This window comes from Streptomyces sp. NPDC001348, from assembly GCF_053597535.1.
Map to the genome: position 1 here is coordinate 109130 of NZ_JBSFIK010000015.1, position 17713 is coordinate 126842.

Genomic DNA, 17713 nt, shown 5'->3' on the forward strand with positions numbered 1-17713 from the left:
GACATGCGGGCGAGGTCTTCCACTCCCCTGACCCCGTCCCCTAGATTGCCTGCGCATTACACAGGTGATCAGTGAGGGGACGGAGCCGACAGAGATGTCCAACGCACCGGATACGACGAGACCGGCGGTGGTGACGCCTCTGCGCGTCGTCATCGCCCTCTGCCTGATCGCGCCCTTCGTGGCGATGCTGTGGGTCGGCTCCTATGCCGAGGCGGACCCCGCGTTCATCGGCATCCCGTTCTTCTACTGGTACCAGATGCTCTGGGTGCCGATCTCCACCGCGCTGACCATGATCGCCTACCAGTTGTGGCGGCGTGACCAGCGCGCCCGCCAGGATGCGAAGGGGGGTACGGCGGAATGAAGGACGGCGTGAACGGCGTCGCGCTCGGCGTGTTCGTCTTCTTCTTCCTGGCCGTGACGGTCATGGGCTTCCTCGCCGCACGCTGGCGCAGGGCCGACGACGAGCACAGCCTCGACGAATGGGGCCTGGGCGGCCGGTCGTTCGGTACCTGGATCACCTGGTTCCTGCTCGGTGGCGACCTGTACACGGCGTACACCTTCGTCGCGGTACCGGCGGCGATCTACGCGGCGGGCGCGGCCGGCTTCTTCGCGGTGCCGTACACCATCCTCGTCTACCCGTTGATCTTCACGTTCCTGCCCCGCCTGTGGTCGGTCTCGCACAAGCACGGCTACGTGACCACCTCGGACTTCGTGCGCGGCCGCTTCGGCTCGAAGGGGCTGTCGCTGGCGGTGGCGCTGACCGGCATCCTGGCGACGATGCCGTACATCGCGCTCCAGCTGGTCGGCATCCAGGCCGTGCTGGACGTGATGGGGGTCGGCGGCGGCGAGAACACCAACTGGTTCGTGAAGGACCTGCCGCTGCTGATCGCCTTCGGCGTGCTGGCCGCCTACACCTACTCCTCGGGGCTGAGGGCCCCCGCGCTGATCGCGTTCGTCAAGGACGCGCTGATCTACATCGTCATCGCCGTCGCGATCATCTACATCCCGATCAAACTGGGCGGGTTCGACGACGTCTTCGCCAAGGCGGGCGACGCGTTCAGCCAGGTCAACCCGGCGACCGGGAAGCCGCGCGGCACGCTCGTGCCGGGCGAGGCGAACCAGTGGACATACGCGACCCTGGCCCTGGGCTCCGCGCTGGCGCTGTTCATGTACCCGCACTCGATCACCGCGACCCTGTCCTCGCGCAGCCGTGACGTGATCCGCCGCAACACCACGATCCTGCCGCTGTACTCCCTGATGCTGGGCCTGCTGGCGCTGCTGGGCTTCATGGCGATCGCGGCCGGGGTGAAGGTCACCAACGGCCAGCTGGCCATCCCGCAGCTGTTCGAGAACATGTTCCCGGACTGGTTCGCCGGTGTGGCCTTCGCGGCGATCGGCATCGGTGCGCTGGTGCCGGCGGCGATCATGTCGATCGCGGCCGCCAACCTCTTCACCCGCAACATCTACAAGGACTTCATCAAGCCGGACGCCACGCCGAAGCAGGAGGCTCAGGTCTCCAAGTTCGTGTCGCTGCTGGTGAAGGTCGGCGCGCTGGTCTTCGTCCTCACCATGGACAAGACCGTCGCGATCAACTTCCAGCTGCTCGGCGGCATCTGGATCCTGCAGACCTTCCCGGCCCTGGTCGGCGGCCTGTTCACCCGCTGGTTCCACCGCTGGGCGCTGCTCGCGGGCTGGGCGGTCGGCATGGTGTACGGCACGCTCGCCGCGTACGGCATCTCCTCGCCGACGCAGCCGCACTTCGGCGGCAACGCCAAGGAGATCCCGGGCCTCGGGGAGATCGGCTACATCGGCCTGACGGCGTTCGTCCTCAATGTCCTCGTGACCGTGGTCCTGACCTTCGTCCTGAGGGCGGCGAAGGCCCCCGAGGGCGTCGACGAGACCAGGCCGGAGGACTACACGGCGGACGCCGGCGACCCGGGCGTACAGGTGGAACTGCCGCCCGCGACGGCCGGCAGCACGCACTGAGCCGTACGCGTCGGACGGGCCGCCGGGGAAATCCGGCGGCCCGTCGTCGTACCCGTCGGGCACACTCGCCCCCATGGACATCCTGATACGGCACGCGGCAGCCGACGAGTACGAGGCCCTCGGTGAGATCACCGCCCAGGCCTATCTCCAGGACGGGCTCCTCGACTTCGGGGAGGGCGACCGGTACCTCGGTGAGCTGAGGGACGTGGCCAAGCGGGCCGCCGCCGCCGACGTACTGGTCGCCGAGGCGGACGGGGAGGTGCTCGGCGGGGTCACCTTCGTACCGTCCGGCGGACCCATGGCCGACATCGCCGGGCCGGGAGAGGCCGAGATACGGATGCTCGCGGTCGCCCGCACGGCGCGCGGCCGGGGCGCCGGCGGGGCGCTCGTCCAGGCCTGCGTCGACCGTGCGCGGGCCACGGAGGGCTGTGTGCGGATCGTCCTGTCGACCCAGCGCGCCATGCACGCCGCCCACCGCATCTACGAACGCCTGGGTTTCGTCCGCACTCCCGAGCGGGACTGGGCCCCCCTCCCGGATCTCGCCGACGTCACTCTCCTCACTTATGAGTTGACGCTCTGAAGCAGACGCAACACAACATCTGGGGGTGCCACCACAGCCCGGCACTAGATGTATGCTCATGCTCGCTGTCGCCGCAGGGGAATCCGGTGCGAATCCGGAACTGTCCCGCAACGGTGTACTCGCACCCGTATGCCCGCATACGGGTGGCGAGGGTCAGTCCGAGGACCTGCCGACAGCGTGCCCGGCCGTCCGGTCGGGCGCCCATGACGTCCGGGCCTCGTGGAGTGGGCCGGTGGACGCGACGCCGCGTGCGCTCGTGCCGCCCCCTGCCCTCCGCCAGGCCCCGTGCCGAGCGAGGGAGTGCCCCACGTGACCATCGCGCCAGCCGACCCGGCTTCAGCCACCCCGGCGACCGAGGCCGTCCCGGTGGAGCCGGACGGTCCCGGAGCCACGCTGCTGCGGACCCTGACCGAGCTGACCGCCGACCTGCCCGACGCCGACCCCGGCCGGGTGGCCGCCGCCGCGCTGCGCGGCCGGTCGGCGCGGGCCGACGAGGCCGAGCTGCGCGAGCTGGCCACGGAGACGGCCGCCGGCCTGATCTCCGAGGATCCGGCCTACTCGAGGCTGGCCGCCCGGCTGCTCACCCTCACCATCCGCGCCGAAGCGGCCTCGCAGGGCGTCACGTCCTTCACCGGGTCCGTCGCCGTGGGCCATCGCGAGGGGCTCATCGCCGACCGCACCGCGGAGTTCGTACGGCTGCACGCCGAGCGCCTGGACGCGCTGGTCGACACCGGCGCCGACGACCGTTTCGGCTACTTCGGTCTGCGCACCCTGCACAGCCGGTACCTGCTGCGCCACCCGATCAACCGCAAGGTCGTCGAGACGCCCCAGCACTTCATGCTGCGCGTCGCCGCCGGTCTCGCCGAGGACGACACCAGCCGCTCGGTGGACGAGGTCGCGGCGCTCTACGGGCTGATGAGCCGCCTCGACTACCTGCCCTCCTCCCCCACCCTCTTCAACTCCGGCACCCGGCATCCCCAGATGTCGTCCTGCTACCTCCTGGACTCCCCCAAGGACGAGCTGGACTCCATCTACGACCGCTACCACCAGGTCGCCCGGCTGTCCAAGCACGCCGGCGGCATCGGGCTGGCGTACTCCCGTATCCGCTCCCGCGGTTCGCTGATCCGCGGCACCAACGGGCACTCCAACGGCATCGTGCCGTTCCTGAAGACGCTGGACGCCTCCGTCGCCGCGGTGAACCAGGGCGGCCGCCGCAAGGGCGCCGCGGCCGTCTACCTGGAGACCTGGCACTCCGACATCGAGGAGTTCCTGGAACTGCGGGACAACACCGGCGAGGACGCCCGCCGTACGCACAACCTCAACCTCGCGCACTGGGTCCCGGACGAGTTCATGCGCCGGGTCGACGCCGACGAGCAGTGGTCGCTGTTCTCCCCGGCGGACGTGCCGGAGCTGGTGGACCTGTGGGGCGAGGAGTTCGACGCCGCCTACCGCGGGGCCGAGGCGGCGGGCCTGGCCAGGAAGACCATCCCGGCCCGCGACCTGTACGGCCGGATGATGCGCACCCTCGCACAGACCGGCAACGGCTGGATGACCTTCAAGGACGCCGCCAACCGCACCGCCAACCAGACGGCCGAGCCGGGCCACGTCGTGCACTCCTCCAACCTCTGCACGGAGATCCTCGAGGTCACGGACGACGGGGAGACCGCGGTCTGCAACCTGGGCTCGGTGAACCTCGGCGCCTTCGTCGACACGGCGAGCGGCGACATCGACTGGGAGCGGCTGGACGAGACGGTCCGCACCGCCGTCACCTTCCTCGACCGCGTCGTCGACATCAACTTCTACCCGACGGAGCAGGCGGGCCGCTCCAACGCGAAGTGGCGCCCGGTCGGCCTGGGCGCGATGGGCCTGCAGGACGTCTTCTTCAAGCTGCGGCTGCCCTTCGACTCCCCCGAGGCCAGGACGCTCTCCACGCGCATCGCCGAGCGCGTCATGCTCGCCGCGTACGAGGCCTCCGCCGACCTCGCCGAGCGGAGCGGCCCGCTGCCGGCCTGGGAGAAGACCCGCACGGCCCGCGGTGTGCTGCACCCGGACCACTACGGCGTCGAGTTCGCCTGGCCGGAGCGCTGGGCGGCGCTGCGTGCGCGGATCGCGACGACCGGCCTGCGCAACTCGCTGCTGCTGGCCATCGCGCCCACCGCCACCATCGCCTCGATCGCCGGCGTCTACGAGTGCATCGAGCCGCAGGTCTCCAACCTGTTCAAGCGCGAGACGCTCTCCGGGGAGTTCCTGCAGGTCAACTCCTACCTGGTGAAGGACCTCAAGGAGCTGGGCGTGTGGGACGCCCGGACCCGTGAGGCGCTGCGCGAGTCGAACGGCTCGGTGCAGGAGTTCGCCTGGATCCCGGCCGAGGTACGGGCCCTGTACCGCACGGCCTGGGAGATCCCGCAGCGCGGTCTGATCGACATGGCCGCCGCGCGCACCCCGTTCCTGGACCAGTCCCAGTCGCTGAACCTGTTCCTGGAGACGCCGACGATCGGCAAGCTCTCCTCGATGTACGCGTACGCCTGGAAGCAGGGTCTGAAGACGACCTACTACCTGCGCTCCCGCCCGGCGACCCGGATCGCCCGCGCCGCCCAGGGCCAGGCGCAGTCCCGGAAGCCGATCCCCGTCCAGCAGGCCGCCGACCCCGACGCGGTCGCCTGCTCCCTTGAGAACCCCGAGTCCTGCGAGGCCTGCCAGTAATGACCACCCGATCCGCGAACCTGCTCGACCCGGGCTTCGAACTGACCCTGCGTCCCATGCGCTACCCGGACTTCTACGAGCGCTACCGGGACGCCATCAAGAACACCTGGACCGTCGAGGAGGTCGACCTCCACTCGGACGTCGCCGACCTCGCGAAGCTGTCCCCTGCGGAGCAGCACCTGATCGGCCGTCTGGTCGCGTTCTTCGCGACCGGTGACTCGATCGTCGCGAACAACCTCGTGCTGACCCTCTACAAGCACATCAACTCCCCCGAGGCGCGGCTCTACCTGAGCCGGCAGCTCTTCGAGGAGGCCGTGCACGTCCAGTTCTACCTGACCCTGCTGGACACCTATCTGCCCGACCCGGAGGACCGCACCGCCGCCTTCGCGGCCGTGGAGAACATCCCCTCGATCCGTGAGAAGGCCGGGTTCTGCTTCAAGTGGATCAACGAGGTCGAGAAGCTGGAGCGGCTGGAGTCCCGGGCGGACCGCCGTCGCTTCCTGCTGAACCTCATCTGCTTCGCCGCGTGCATCGAGGGCCTGTTCTTCTACGGCGCCTTCGCGTACGTCTACTGGTTCCGCAGCCGGGGTCTGCTGCACGGCCTGGCGACCGGCACCAACTGGGTGTTCCGCGACGAGACGATGCACATGTCGTTCGCGTTCGACGTCGTGGACACCGTTCGCAAGGAGGAGCCGGACCTCTTCGACGACGAGCTCCAGCAGCAGGTGACCGACATGCTGCGGGAGGCCGTCGAGGCCGAGCTGCAGTTCGCGCGCGACCTGTGCGGTGACGGCCTCCCGGGGATGAACACCGACTCGATGCGGCAGTACCTGGAGTGCGTCGCCGACCAGCGTCTGACGCGCCTCGGCTTCGCTCCGGTGTACGGCTCGGAGAATCCCTTCTCCTTCATGGAGTTGCAGGGTGTCCAGGAGCTGACCAACTTCTTCGAGCGGCGTCCGTCGGCGTACCAGGTGGCGGTGGAGGGCACCGTCGACCTGGACGAGGACTTCTGAGCCGCCCGGGCGGCCCGTAGGTCCGTGGGACGCCGCCGGTGGCGGCGTCCCATCCGGTCACCGGGGTCACCAGGGCACGGGGCGCACCAGCAGCCGGTGCGGGCGGAGCGTGATGCCGACCCGCGTGGCGTCGTTCGACCCGCTGACCTGCTCGAAGCGGTACTTCGCCGATACGGCGGCCGTGATCAGGGTCAGCTGGGCCATGGAGAAGTGGTCGCTGGGGCACTTGCGGTTGCCGACGCTGAACGGGCTCATCGCGTACTTCGGCACGTCCCTGGCGCGGTCCGGCAGCCAGCGGTCGGGGTCGAACTCCAGGTGGTCCGGGTACGAACGCGCGTCGCGCTGGATCGCGTACGGGCTGTAGACGAGGTCCGCACCGGCCGGAATGCGATAGCCGCCGAGCGTGGTTTCGGTCACCGCGCGCCGTGTCAATATCCATACGGCGGGGCGCAACCGCATCGTTTCGACGACGACATTGTTCGTGTGGGTCAGCCCGCGCACGTCCTCGAATCCAACCGGCCGGCCGCCGGTCAGGGATTGGACCTCGGCGCGGACCCTGGCGGCTTGTTCCGGGTGTGTGGCCAGGATCTGCAGGAGCCACATGATCGTGGAGGCGACTGTTTCGCTTCCGGGGGTGAGTATCGCGACCACCTGGTCGTGGATCTCCTGTTCCCCGATGGGGTCGCCGTTTTCGTCCTTCGCCTCCAGCAATGCCGTCAGCAAATCGTCCGGCTTTCGACCGGATGCCCGGCGTTCGGCGACGATCTCGTCGACCAGCAGATGCAAATCGGCCAGGGCCCGGTTGAATTCCCGGTTGGCCGGCAAAGGCAGCCGGTGGAGCGGGCCCAGCGGGACGACCATCCGGCGGTACATGCCGCGGAAGACGGTGGCGAGGGCGGTGCACAGCCGCTCGGCCCGCTCGTCCATGTACGCGCCGCGCAGCAGGCAGCGGGCCGCGACGCGCACGGCGACACGGAAGGCCTCCGAGGTGCAGTCGACGGTCTCGCCGGGTCGCCAGCGCTCGGCCAGCGCGTGCGCCTCCTCCTCCATGACCGGCCCGTACGCGGGGATGGCGTCGAGCCGGAAGGCCGGCTGGACGGTGCGCCGTTGACGGCGGTGCCGGGAGCCGTTGGCGGTGGCGACGCCCTCCTTGCCGAGCAGCCCTTCCAGGGACTCCCACAGCGGTCCGGCGATGATGTAGTCGGCGCTGAGCGCCAGCGCGCCGGTGAGCTCGGGCGTGGTGACGGCGTACACCGTCTTGGGGCCCAGTTTCAGGCGTACCACGTCGCCGTGGTCGCGTAGTCGGGCCATGAAGGCCAGCGGATCTCGGACCAGCTTCCAGCCGTGGCCGAGCATCGGGACGGCGCCCCCGGCGAGGGGCGGTTCGCTCGGCTCGGACGCCTCGGGTGCCGCGGGCCGCACGGATTCGACGGTCATTTCTCACCTGCCGCTTCGTTGGTGACGTAAGGGGGCGTGGACCGGTCGTCCCAGCTGTCGACCATGTACCGGCCGGACTCGTGGTGGAACCAGTAGACGGAGGAGAACCAGTTCCGCATATTGCCGAGGCAGGCGCGTACGGCGACGCCGAGTTCCTTCCCCGGCAGGGTGCCGTCGTCGAGGTCGTCGGCGAACGTTAAGGCGATTCGCTCGGCCTCCAGGAATTCGGTGACGCATTCCTCGACGCGCCGCCTGATGTCCGCCACGGCCTCTTCCAGGGTCAGCCCCTGATGGGTGATCAGGCTGATTCCGAGATTGTGCACCTCGTCGCCCGCGATTTCCTTCGGCAGCGAGCAGAGGTCGTTGTACAACGCGGCGAATTCCTGACTCAGCAGGGCAGCACGACGGTAAGCCGGGTGTTTCCTGACGGCGGCCGGGAGTTCGCATCCCGCGCTGGGCTCCAGCAGGTCCGTCCAGATCCAGTGCGCGAACGTCAGGCGCCGCAGGGCGAGATACTCCTCGACCCCGGGGATGCGGCCTTCCGTGCGGTTGCGGAACTCGCGGTCGTACGCCTCGATCACCGCGTGGAAGTGCCGGGCGAACCGTCCGTTCCAGGTGCTCGGCAGGAACGAGTACAGCCGCAGCACGCTGTCCGCGAGCCCCGCCACCACGGGGTCGGGGTGGTGCAGGTGGTGCGCGGGGAGGTCGAGGGCGATGTGCAGCCGGGACCTCAGCCGCCGCCAGGCGCCCGCGCGGCCGTGGACGACGTCACGGTCGTGGCGGTCGTCCCAGACGAAGAACCACGCACTGTAGTCGGCTATGGCCTGCAGCACCTCGTCGGGGGCACCGAGGTAGTACCCCGCCATGAGGTCGGTGTAGCACAGTCCGTCGGCATATTCCGCGACCTTGTCGGCCGGCATGAGCCGCTTTTCCAGCAGCCACAGGCGGGTCTTCTCCTGAAGCTTTGGCCAATACGGGTGCAGATGCCGGGTAAACGCGTCCTCGATCACCGGAAGGGCGAGCGAGGGTGGAACCGCGACCGCCGTCGGTGTCGATGTGGTGCTGTGTGGGAAAGCATGCACGAACAAGCCCCTCTCAGCCGCCATGAACGCACGCCCCTCCGGCGATACCGGGCGCGCGCCGTTGCGTATCCCCGCACTTCCATTCAGCACCACAACTGACCGGTCTGGGAATGGATTTACTCCACTCACCACCCAAAGATGCCGGAAATCTTGCGACGAACAGACGAACGACGCCCGGCCGGGAAGATCCCGACCGGGCGTCGTCGCTGCTCTCACGCGGTTCCCGTACGTCCGGGTCGCGGTCTCAGTCGTTGGCGACCACGGGGTAGCGTGGCTCGTTCTCGGCCATCTGCCGCAGGGCGTCCTTCCGTTCACGCTTGGACAGACGATCGATGTAGAGGTAGCCGTACAGGTGATCGGTCTCGTGCTGCAAACAGCGTGCGAAGTAGCCCGTGCCGCGTACCTTGATCGGGTTGCCCTTCTCGTCCTGTCCGGTCACCTCGGCGTAGTCGGGCCGCGCGAGCGGCGCGTAGGCCGTGGGGACGGACAGGCAGCCCTCGTTGCTGTCGTCCAGGCGGCGCCGGTCGGCCGGCAGATCCACCGGCTTCGGGTTGCACACCACGCCGACGTGCCGGACGCCCTCGTCGTCCTGGCAGTCGTAGACGAAGACCTTCAGATCGACGCCGATCTGGTTGGCGGCCAGGCCGACGCCCTCGGCGGTGCGCTGGCTGGCGAACATGTCCGCGACGAGCTGCTCGAGCTCCTCGCCGAACGCGGTGACGTCCTTGCACTCCTTGTGCAGCACCGGGTTGCCGACGACCGTGATCGGCCGCGAGGTGCCGCGCTCGCGCCAGGCGGTCTCGCGCTCCTCACAGTCCTCCGTGTCGACGACGAAGCCCTCCTCGTCGACGGGGAGCACGCCCGCGTGCTGCTGATCGGTGTCCTGCTGCGCCATGACCGACGTACGCCTTCCTTGCAAAAACCGGGGTCGAAACAGAGGTGTGATGCTGATACAGGGTACGGCGAACGCTCAGCAGACCTCTTCCAGATCCCGCCAGTCCCGGGAGTCCGGGCTGTCCGCCACCCAGCCGTCCAGCAGACCCCGTACCAGCGAGGCGGGCGCCGCGACGCCGCACTCCCGCTCCGGTACCCACAGCTGCCCGTCCGTACGGTGGCCCAGCGGGCCCGGATGCCCCGGCTCACTGTGGTCGTGCGGATCGAGGTGAATGCCGTCGCCCTCGTCGGACGGCATCCGGGACTCCGAGCACATCCGGCACAGCAACCGCACGGACGACGACCAGTCCTCCGCGGCGAAGCCGGCGTCGGCGGCGAGCTGCTCCAGGGCGTCCCGGTCGGCCTCGGTGGCGGCCTCCAGGAGGACCACCCAGGTGGGCACGGGCGACGGGGCCCACAACTCGATCTCGTCGAAGACGGGGTAGGCATGCCCGGCGGCCGTGGTCCGCTCGCCGTGCGGCACCCCGTCGTGGAGCACGACCTCGCCCCAGCGCCGCCCCGAGGAGGGCAGCGGAATGGACAGCACCTCGATCCGCGCCGGATCGAGCCTGCGGCCCCACACGACCTCGGCCTCGCCCTCCGGCGACAGCCGTACGGCCGCACTGCCCAGGTCCATCCCGAGCGGCTCCCCGGCGCCGGCCACCGCCCCGGCCTTCGGCCTGGCGAGGCCCCCGGGCACCCTGAGACCGTAGGCCTGCCAGGCCCGCCGGGCCAACGGCCAGTCCTGCAGCGCGGTGGCGGCGATGCCCACGTTCCACCAGTCGGGCGCCCCGGTCTCCTTCTCGAGCAGCGCCACCGCCCGCAGGCCCGCCGCCCGGGCCTGCTCCCAGTCGTGCCGGAACTTGTGCAGCAGGGCGAGGTTGAACCAGGACTCCGACAGCCAGGGCTCCAGATCGGCGGCGCGCGTCAGCAGCTCGCCCGCGTCCTCGTACCGGCCGTCCCCGATCAGCGTGAACGCGCGGTCGGTGGCCTGCCGCCAGGAGGCGGAGGGCCGGTGCCGTCCCTTGCCGAAGATCCTCACGATTCCCGCCTGCCAGTTCCAGTTCCGCGCAGTGGGCTGGCCTCTGCCCCCGGACACCCTCTCCCTCGCATCCAACCACGTACGCAGGGACGTGCGCTCATTACCCATGGGTTACCCAGCCCGCGGCAGGGCCAGACGCGCCGCACCCCTGGTTCCACAGCACGCGCGCGAGCGACTCGACGACCTCGGGCGCGTACTCCCCGGCCGCGCCGAGCCGCAGCTCCTCCAACGCCCGCAGCGGGCCGCCGGGCCCGGCATCGCGCACCTTCTCCTCGTAGGCGTTGACGGCCCGGACGATCCGCGCGGCGAGCGGCTGCTCCGGATAGGGGTCGGCCTGCCGTTCCACGACCACGGCGACCGCCGCGTCCACCCCGGTCTGCCGTACGACGGCCCCGCCGAGCAGGGCTATGCGCCGCTGCTCCTCGGCGGGCAGCACGGCGGTGGCCCCGGCCGGCACCGGGTCGACGAGGCTGAGTTGGCCGATGTCGTGCATGAGCGCCGCGTACTCCAGCACGGTGAGCTCGGGCCGGGTCAGCCCCAGGTCGCGGCCGACGGCGCGGCTGAGCGCGGCGACCCGGTGGGCGTGCCCGGCCGGGGTGTAGCCGGCTATCTCGGTGGCCCGGGCCAGCGAGGCGATGGTCTGCCGGTAGGTGGCGCGCACGGCCGCGTACCGCCGCAGCGACTGCTGGGTGAGCAGCAGGGGCAGGCAGAAGACGGGGAGCGCCCACAAGCCCGCGACGGCGACCCCGAGGGCGATCACCGCTCCGGTCGCGCACACCGCGGACCCGATGCCGAGGAGCCCCCGCAGCTCGTCCCTCAGGAGCGGACCGAACGGCCACCGGCTGCGGGAGTGCGCGAGCGCGGCGGCCAGCACGGCGTCGCACAGCGCGGTGAGCGAGAGCAGCGCGATCAGCAGCAGCGCGTAGGCGGGCCCGCCCCAGCTGTCGAACACACCCCGCTGGTAGAGGGGTTGGAAGCAGACGGCGGCGAAGCCGACGGTGAGGACGCGGCGGGCCAGGTGGTCCAGGGTCGGGGTCCGCCCGCTCCAGACGTGCGGCACGCTGCCCAGCAGGGAGGCGGCGAGGACGACGGCGACGACCTGGGGCGCGTCGTGCCGGGTGGCGTGCCCCGAGTCCTCCCCGAGCAGGGCGTACGCCAGCGCACCGGCGGCGCCGAGGGGGGCGGCCTCCCGGACCTGGGCACCGGTCCATCGGCTGAGTTCGCCGACCGTGACGAGGACACCGAAGGCGAGCGCTCCGCCCCGTTCGTCGAGGCCCGTCCAGAGCGTGTCGGCGAGGGAGACGGCGGCGACGAGGGCGGCCGAGGCGTGGATGAGGCGCAGCGCGGTCATCGCCGCGCTCCGGTCCGGCCGTGGACGGGGTCGGGCGGTGCCGTGGCGCACTCCGGTTCGTCGGCGGTGACGGCGGGGTTCCAGCCGTGCCGTCCCAGGGCCCGGACCAGGGCGGCGACCATCCGGGGGTCGAACTGCGCGCCCGCACACCGCTGGAGTTCCTCGAGGGCGGCCGTAACCGGCCGGGCCCTGCGGTAGGAACGGGTGGAGGTCATGGCGTCGAAGGCGTCCGCGACGGCGACGACCCGGGCACACTCCGGGATCTGGCCGCCCACCAGCCCGTAGGGGTATCCGCTGCCGTCGATGCGCTCGTGGTGGTGCAGGATCGCCGCGCGGGCCTCACCGAGGAAGGAGATGCCGCGCACCATCTCGTGGCCGTACTCGGGGTGCAGCTCGATGATGCGCCGCTCCTCAGGGGTGAGCGGTCCGTCCTTGCGGAGCAGGCGCGTGGGCACGCCGAGTTTGCCGACGTCGTGCAGGATCCCGGCGAAGCGCAGCACCTCGACGCGTTCGTCGGCCATGCCCAGCTCGCGGGCGATCAGCACGGAGGCCTGTCCGACGCGCTCGCTGTGCCCGCGCGTGTAGCCGTCCTTGATGTCGACGGCCTGCACCAGTGCGCGGATGGTGGCCTGGTGCGCGGCGCGTTCGCGGTGGTACTGGGCGAACACCCACCAGGAGACGTACATCGGCAGCAGCACGAGCAGCGCGGCGACCGGCCCGTACGGGCTGCGCCACAGCACGGCCATCATCAGGCCTGCCAGCCCGTGCACCCCGATCGGGGCCAGGGACCGTGACAGCAGCCCCCGCCAGGCCCGGCGCGCCGGCAGCCGCTCCCCGACGGCGAGCATCCCGCCGTCGAGCGCGGCCAGCACCAGGCAGAACACCGGAACGGCGGCCACGGCGGGCAGCAGGGCGTACGGGAAGTCCGAGGCCGCGACCGCGTCGCAGCCGCCCAGCGCCCGGTGCGCCCAGGCCGCGCCCCACACGGCGAGCGCCAGTCGCGCGGCCCGCCAGATCCGCCGCACGGCCCCGGGCCGCTGCTCCACCCGGGACAGCAGGGCACCCGGCAGCGGTACGAGCGCGGCGACGGGCGGGGGCAGCAGGAACGCCCCCGCGAGCAGGACGGGATAGACGGGGTGGAACGTGCCGACGGAACGGCGCCGGACGGCGTGCTCGCAGGCGGCGTACACCGTGGCGAGCAGGGCGAGCGCCCACCAGGGCGTGGGGAGTGAGGGCAGCGGCCGCAGACAGAGCAGCGCGAGCAGGCTGACACAGGCCACGTAGCCGCGTGTCCGTGCCGGAACCGCCTCCATGACCCCTCCCCCGACGCCCTTCCAGGCTTCCCGAGCCTAGGGCGGTTGCCGGGGGGTACGAGGGTTCATGACCCGGGGATTAGCACGTTCGGGTGATGACCGAGCGGTACCCAGGTGTACCGAGGTCAGGAGCGGATCAGGACTCCTGGCCGGTGGCCGGTGCGGCCGTCACGTCATGCTCGGGCACCGCCTGGCCGGAACGGATCAGCTCGATCCGGCCCATGACCTTGGCACGCAGGTCGGTCGGCACGTCGTCATGCCCGCAGCAGCGCTTGACCAGCTTCTTCACGGCCTGTTCGAGGCCGTACTTCTCCAGGCAGGGCGAGCACTCCTTGAAGTGCTGCTGGAACTTGTCGCGATCGACGTCCGGCATCTCACTGTCGAGGAACTCATACAGATGTTCGAGTACCTCACTGCAGTCAGTCTCGTGCGGCTCTCCGCAGCTCATGAGCCCGAGCCTTTCGCTTCGTTCGACTCCCCGGCGCCGGCCGGGACCAGCCCACGGTCGCGGGCGTAGTCCTCGAGCATGCCGCGCAGTTGGCGGCGACCCCGGTGCAGCCGGGACATCACCGTACCGATGGGTGTCCCCATGATGTCCGCGATCTCCTTGTACGCAAAGCCCTCGACGTCCGCGAGGTAGACGGCGATGCGGAATTCCTCGGGGATCGCCTGCAGCGCTTCCTTCACGTCCGAGTCCGGCAGGTGGTCGAGCGCCTGCGACTCGGCGGAGCGCAGACCCGTCGACATGTGCGACTCGGCCCGGGCGAGCTGCCAGTCCTCGATCTCCTCCGCGGCGCTGCGCTGGGGCTCGCGCTGCTTCTTGCGGTAGGAGTTGATGAAGGTGTTCGTGAGGATCCGGTACAGCCAGGCCTTGAGGTTGGTGCCCTCGCGGAACTGGTGGAAGGACGCGTACGCCTTGGCGTACGTCTCCTGCACCAGGTCCTCGGCGTCGGCCGGGTTGCGCGTCATGCGCAGGGCCGCCGAGTACATCTGGTCGAGGAATTCGAGCGCGTCCCGCTCGAAGCGCGCGCTGCGCTCCGCGGTCGACTCCGCGCCGTCGCCCCGGCCCTCGGGCAGTTCCGCCTGGCCGTTGTCGGTCCCTGCGTCCGTCCCAGTGACCGGACCCACCTCCTCAAGATCGTGCGTGAGGCCGAAACCGGACCCACTCGATTCGGAGGATAGACGACGACCGGTGCCTGCCGCCGCTCGAATAGGAGCGGCCTTCGCCGCGTGCAGCACTGTCCACTCCAGGTCGGCGCGGCTGCTGCGGCTCGGGCAGTAGGTCGAACCCATGCGGCGGACTTCCTCTCCTACGACATCCGTGCTGGTGGTTCAGCACTTCCGTCGGCCACAACAGCGACGGGGGGCCCGGCATTCCCGATGGTCAGCCGAGTGACGAGCTCCACTCGGCCACCGCGTCGGTGATGATCTCGAGTACGCGCTCCTGGGTGACCCCCGCCCGCTTGGGCACGGCGAAGCCGTGATCGCCGTACGGCACCTCGACGATGTCCGTCCCGCCGGGGAACTCCTCCGGCTTCCCGAACGGATCGTTGCCGCCCTGCACGACGAGCGTGGGCACCCCGGCGCCCAGCAGCTCGTCGGCACGGGACTTCTCGGGCCTGCCCGGCGGGTGCAGGGGGAAGCTCAGCGCGAGGACGGCGTGCGCGCCGAGCTCGCCCGCCGTACGGCACGCCACGCGCGCCCCGGCGCTCCGCCCGCCGGAGACCACCGGCAGCCCCGGCTTGGCGAGCACGGGCCACACCCCGTGCCACCCCACGTCCAGCGTCTTCGGCGCGGGCGCCACCTTCCTGCCCGCCACCCGCCAGGGCTGCTCGACGAGCGCGACGGTCACTGCGTGGCCGGGCAGGACCCTGGCGAGCGCCTGGAGGTCCCGAGCGTCGATGCCACCGCCGGCCCCATGACCGACAGCCAGCACGAGCCTCGGCCTCTCGGCCGGGTGCCAGGTGACACGGGCGGTCCCGGCATCGGTCTCGACGGTCTCGACGGTCTCGGTAAGGGTCACGGATTCACGGTATCCGCCACCGCAGCTGCGGGCAGCCGCCGTAGCTGCGGGCAGCCGCCGTAGCTGCGGGCAATCGTGCCGCTGGGGGACGCAGCGGCACCCCGCAAGCGCCGGGCTGCGCACCCCCCGCCCCGGCACCAGCCCCGGGCGCCCGTCAGCCCCGGGTCAGAACAGCGTCCCCACCTCCGGCCCGTCCAGCTCCTTGAGCAGCTCGGCACCGTTGTTGCGCACATTACTGACCGCGGTCGAGACGGGATACGCCCGCATCAGCCCCGCGGGCGGCGGCACCAGCAGGGACCGCAGATCCTCGGCATCGGTTCGGGACGGATCCAGCCACGCGTCCCACCGATCCGCCGTGAGCATCAACGGCATCCGGGGATGAATGTCCGCCAGCGACCGCGGCCCCTCGGCCGGCGCCACGGCCAGCGGCGTCGTCTCCGCCTCCGTGGTGATCACCGAGCACGTCGCCCACCAGGCCCGCGGATGGTCGTCGGGCAGGGTGCCGTCCCGCCAGAACTCGTACAGCCCGGCCATGGCGAAGACCGACCCGTCGGCGGGCAGCACGAAGTACGGCTGCTTGCGCGGACGCTTCTTCTTCCCCTCGACCTCCAGGTCCCGCTCCTGGGTGCCGGTGACCCACTCGTAGTAGCCGTCGGCGGGCACGATGCAGCGCCGGGCGGCGAAGGCGCGGCGGTAGGACGGCTTCTCGTGCACGGTCTCCGCGCGCGCGTTGATCATCCGTGCGCCGCCCTCGGGTGACTTGGCCCAGGAGGGGACCAGGCCCCACTTGAGCCTGCGCAGCTGGCGAACCGGGCGCCGGTCGGCGGCGTCCTTCAGAGGACGGTCCAGGACCACGTGGACCTCCTTGGTCGGGGCCACGTTGTAGTCCGGTTCCAGGGCCTCCTCGGGCTCCCACTTCTCGATCTCGAAGATTCCCGCGAGATCCTCGGGCCTACGACTCGCCGCATACCGTCCGCACATGTGAAACGCCCCTCCTACCCGCGACGACGCTGGTGCTCTTTCGTGCCCCAGCCACCGGGACACGTCCAAGAGTGGCAGACGGTCACTGGGCGCCGGCCGTCCGGATCGCCGCTGCTGTTCGACGAGCCGGTGCAGGTGGGAGGGGCGACTCACGGCAGACCGTGAGGAACAGCCTCATTCGGCCCTGATGTCGTCCACGTACACGACCCCCTTGGTCGCCGCGCCGCTTCCATGGACGAGGTAGAGATCGAACGACGTCACCTTGGCGAGACGAGCCGCGTCGAGCACGGCTCCGGCGTGTGCGGTGTCCCAGGGAGCGGGTGCGAAATCGCTGAAGGGTGCCCTGACCTCCTGCCCGTTCCTGTCGGACAGCGGAACCTGGTACCAGAAGTCGACTCCGTCGGCGGCGATCTGGAGCGCTCCGCCGTTCGCGGAACCGTCGCCCTGCAACCACAGCGCCAGGGACGTGAAGGCGGACCAGTCCGCGTCGACCGGCTTGCCTGTGCCGGTGTACTCGGCGCCGGTGAAGTCGTACGCGTAGGCCAGTCCGTACGAGCCCGAGGACCTGTGGTCGGCCGACAGGGTGAGGGTGTGGGCATTGACGTGGGTGTACGCATCGCTCAGGGCGGTGTCGTCTCCGGCGTACCCCTCGAAGTCGTCGACCCATCCGGCGGGCAGGGGCGGGGCCTCGCCGAGAAGGATCAGGGCCGAGTCAGTGAGCGTCCTGCCGTCCACCCGCGCGCTCACGGTGAGGGTCACCGAGCGGTCGTCCGGCGAGGACGGGTCGATCGACCAGTCGCCCGAGTAGAAGCCGTCGGCGTCGAGACACAGCGGTCTGGCGCGTCCGCCGTTCACGGAGTAGGTGACCCGGCTCGCCCTCGCCGGCGTGACACGCACCCGGACGGTGGTCTGCGTGGCGGTCACGCGCTGCCGGTCCGTGGGGGTCACGAGATGCATGAAGGGGGCGTTGCCGACAGCCGTGGTGCGAGCGGAGTACACCCCACGGAGATCGGCGGCGAACAGGGTGTAGGAATCCTGGTAGAACTTGACGAAGTCCGGCAGCAGTGGGTGGCCCGGGTACGGCACGTAAGCACGCTTGGTGCCTCCGAAGTTGGCCCAGGTGAGCATGTAGGTCATCTGGCGGGCCAGCGGGTCCCCCTGCATGGCCTGCGACAACTGGGTGAACCACTGTGGGTTGCGGACATCGGTGCCGCTCTCCCCGAACTCGGTGAAGGCCGGGACCTTGCCTCGCTCGTTCGCCAGCCGGAC

16 protein-coding genes and 1 riboswitch are annotated in these 17713 nt (G+C 70.5%); of the genes, 5 read left to right on the plus strand and 11 right to left on the minus strand.

Translation table 11 applies throughout. The features are described from left to right. Positions 1–94 precede the first annotated feature (94 nt). The 5 genes from ACWC21_RS18110 to ACWC21_RS18130 all read left to right on the plus strand — a co-directional run bounded on the left by ACWC21_RS18110 (position 95) and on the right by ACWC21_RS18130 (position 6282). Positions 95–361: a DUF3311 domain-containing protein gene (locus ACWC21_RS18110; protein WP_450882861.1), complete on the plus strand. Its 267-nt coding sequence runs from the start codon at positions 95–97 to the stop codon at positions 359–361. Further along, the gene (mctP, locus tag ACWC21_RS18115) at positions 358–1986 is read left to right on the plus strand and encodes a monocarboxylate uptake permease MctP (RefSeq protein WP_450882863.1); all 1629 of its coding nucleotides are present in this window, start codon (positions 358–360) and stop codon (positions 1984–1986) included. Before ACWC21_RS18110 ends, mctP begins: the two co-directional genes overlap by 4 nt. 73 nt (positions 1987–2059) lie before the next feature. Continuing rightward, entirely contained in the window at positions 2060–2566 is a 507-nt protein-coding gene (locus tag ACWC21_RS18120) for a GNAT family N-acetyltransferase (RefSeq protein WP_450882865.1), read from the plus strand. Between the two features lie 52 nt (positions 2567–2618). Then, positions 2619–2754, plus strand: a riboswitch (cobalamin riboswitch). A 121-nt stretch (positions 2755–2875) separates the two neighbouring features. Then, positions 2876–5269 carry a ribonucleoside-diphosphate reductase subunit alpha gene (locus tag ACWC21_RS18125; protein ID WP_450882867.1) on the plus strand — a complete coding sequence of 798 codons (2394 nt, stop codon included), beginning with the start codon at positions 2876–2878 and terminating at the stop codon, positions 5267–5269. Then, a complete protein-coding gene (locus tag ACWC21_RS18130; protein WP_450882869.1) occupies positions 5269–6282 on the plus strand; it encodes a ribonucleotide-diphosphate reductase subunit beta in 1014 nt (337 codons plus the stop codon). Before ACWC21_RS18125 ends, ACWC21_RS18130 begins: the two co-directional genes overlap by 1 nt. A 66-nt stretch (positions 6283–6348) precedes the next feature. Here the strand turns inward: ACWC21_RS18130 and ACWC21_RS18135 are convergent, their stop codons facing one another. From ACWC21_RS18135 to ACWC21_RS18185, 11 genes are all read right to left on the minus strand, one after another. Continuing rightward, complete coding sequence (locus tag ACWC21_RS18135; protein WP_450882871.1) at positions 6349–7719, minus strand: bifunctional albaflavenone monooxygenase/terpene synthase; 1371 nt, start codon at positions 7717–7719, stop codon at positions 6349–6351. Next, positions 7716–8801 (minus strand): epi-isozizaene synthase, encoded by a 1086-nt coding sequence (cyc1, locus tag ACWC21_RS18140; RefSeq protein WP_450882981.1) that lies wholly within the window; start codon positions 8799–8801, stop codon positions 7716–7718. The genes ACWC21_RS18135 and cyc1 overlap by 4 nt, the downstream gene beginning before the upstream one ends. Before the next feature lie 244 nt (positions 8802–9045). After that, a complete protein-coding gene (gene def, locus ACWC21_RS18145) occupies positions 9046–9696 on the minus strand; it encodes a peptide deformylase (RefSeq protein WP_450882873.1) in 651 nt (216 codons plus the stop codon). Positions 9697–9771: 75 nt separating this feature from the next. Further along, complete coding sequence (locus tag ACWC21_RS18150) at positions 9772–10776, minus strand: tetratricopeptide repeat protein (protein WP_450882875.1); 1005 nt, start codon at positions 10774–10776, stop codon at positions 9772–9774. Positions 10777–10876: 100 nt separating this feature from the next. Beyond that, positions 10877–12127 (minus strand): HD-GYP domain-containing protein, encoded by a 1251-nt coding sequence (locus ACWC21_RS18155; protein WP_450882877.1) that lies wholly within the window; start codon positions 12125–12127, stop codon positions 10877–10879. After that, complete coding sequence (locus ACWC21_RS18160) at positions 12124–13440, minus strand: HD-GYP domain-containing protein (RefSeq protein ID WP_450882879.1); 1317 nt, start codon at positions 13438–13440, stop codon at positions 12124–12126. The genes ACWC21_RS18155 and ACWC21_RS18160 overlap by 4 nt, the downstream gene beginning before the upstream one ends. Before the next feature lie 136 nt (positions 13441–13576). Then, on the minus strand, positions 13577–13888 hold the full coding sequence (gene rsrA, locus ACWC21_RS18165; protein WP_389151426.1) for a mycothiol system anti-sigma-R factor: 312 nt from the start codon (positions 13886–13888) through the stop codon (positions 13577–13579). Continuing rightward, complete coding sequence (sigR, locus tag ACWC21_RS18170; protein ID WP_388804723.1) at positions 13885–14568, minus strand: RNA polymerase sigma factor SigR; 684 nt, start codon at positions 14566–14568, stop codon at positions 13885–13887. The genes rsrA and sigR overlap by 4 nt, the downstream gene beginning before the upstream one ends. A gap of 256 nt (positions 14569–14824) precedes the next feature. Continuing rightward, the gene (locus tag ACWC21_RS18175; protein WP_450882882.1) at positions 14825–15463 is read right to left on the minus strand and encodes an alpha/beta hydrolase family protein; all 639 of its coding nucleotides are present in this window, start codon (positions 15461–15463) and stop codon (positions 14825–14827) included. A 165-nt stretch (positions 15464–15628) separates the two neighbouring features. After that, a complete protein-coding gene (locus ACWC21_RS18180) occupies positions 15629–16444 on the minus strand; it encodes an SOS response-associated peptidase (protein WP_450882883.1) in 816 nt (271 codons plus the stop codon). 174 nt (positions 16445–16618) lie between these two features. Beyond that, on the minus strand, positions 16619–17713 hold a 1095-nt coding region (locus tag ACWC21_RS18185), incomplete at its 5' end, for a carbohydrate binding domain-containing protein (protein ID WP_450882885.1).

Excerpts from the sequence above, each read along its gene's own strand:
- ACWC21_RS18110 (WP_450882861.1), top strand. The coding sequence starts at position 95 with ATGTCCAACGCACCGGATACGACGAGACCGGCGGTGGTGACGCCTCTG.
- mctP (WP_450882863.1), top strand. The coding sequence starts at position 358 with ATGAAGGACGGCGTGAACGGCGTCGCGCTCGGCGTGTTCGTCTTCTTC.
- ACWC21_RS18120 (WP_450882865.1), top strand. The coding sequence starts at position 2,060 with ATGGACATCCTGATACGGCACGCGGCAGCCGACGAGTACGAGGCCCTC.
- ACWC21_RS18130 (WP_450882869.1), top strand. The coding sequence starts at position 5,269 with ATGACCACCCGATCCGCGAACCTGCTCGACCCGGGCTTCGAACTGACC.
- ACWC21_RS18135 (WP_450882871.1), bottom strand. The coding sequence starts at position 7,719 with ATGACCGTCGAATCCGTGCGGCCCGCGGCACCCGAGGCGTCCGAGCCG.
- def (WP_450882873.1), bottom strand. The coding sequence starts at position 9,696 with ATGGCGCAGCAGGACACCGATCAGCAGCACGCGGGCGTGCTCCCCGTC.
- ACWC21_RS18155 (WP_450882877.1), bottom strand. The coding sequence starts at position 12,127 with ATGACCGCGCTGCGCCTCATCCACGCCTCGGCCGCCCTCGTCGCCGCC.
- ACWC21_RS18160 (WP_450882879.1), bottom strand. The coding sequence starts at position 13,440 with ATGGAGGCGGTTCCGGCACGGACACGCGGCTACGTGGCCTGTGTCAGC.
- rsrA (WP_389151426.1), bottom strand. The coding sequence starts at position 13,888 with ATGAGCTGCGGAGAGCCGCACGAGACTGACTGCAGTGAGGTACTCGAA.
- ACWC21_RS18180 (WP_450882883.1), bottom strand. The coding sequence starts at position 16,444 with ATGTGCGGACGGTATGCGGCGAGTCGTAGGCCCGAGGATCTCGCGGGA.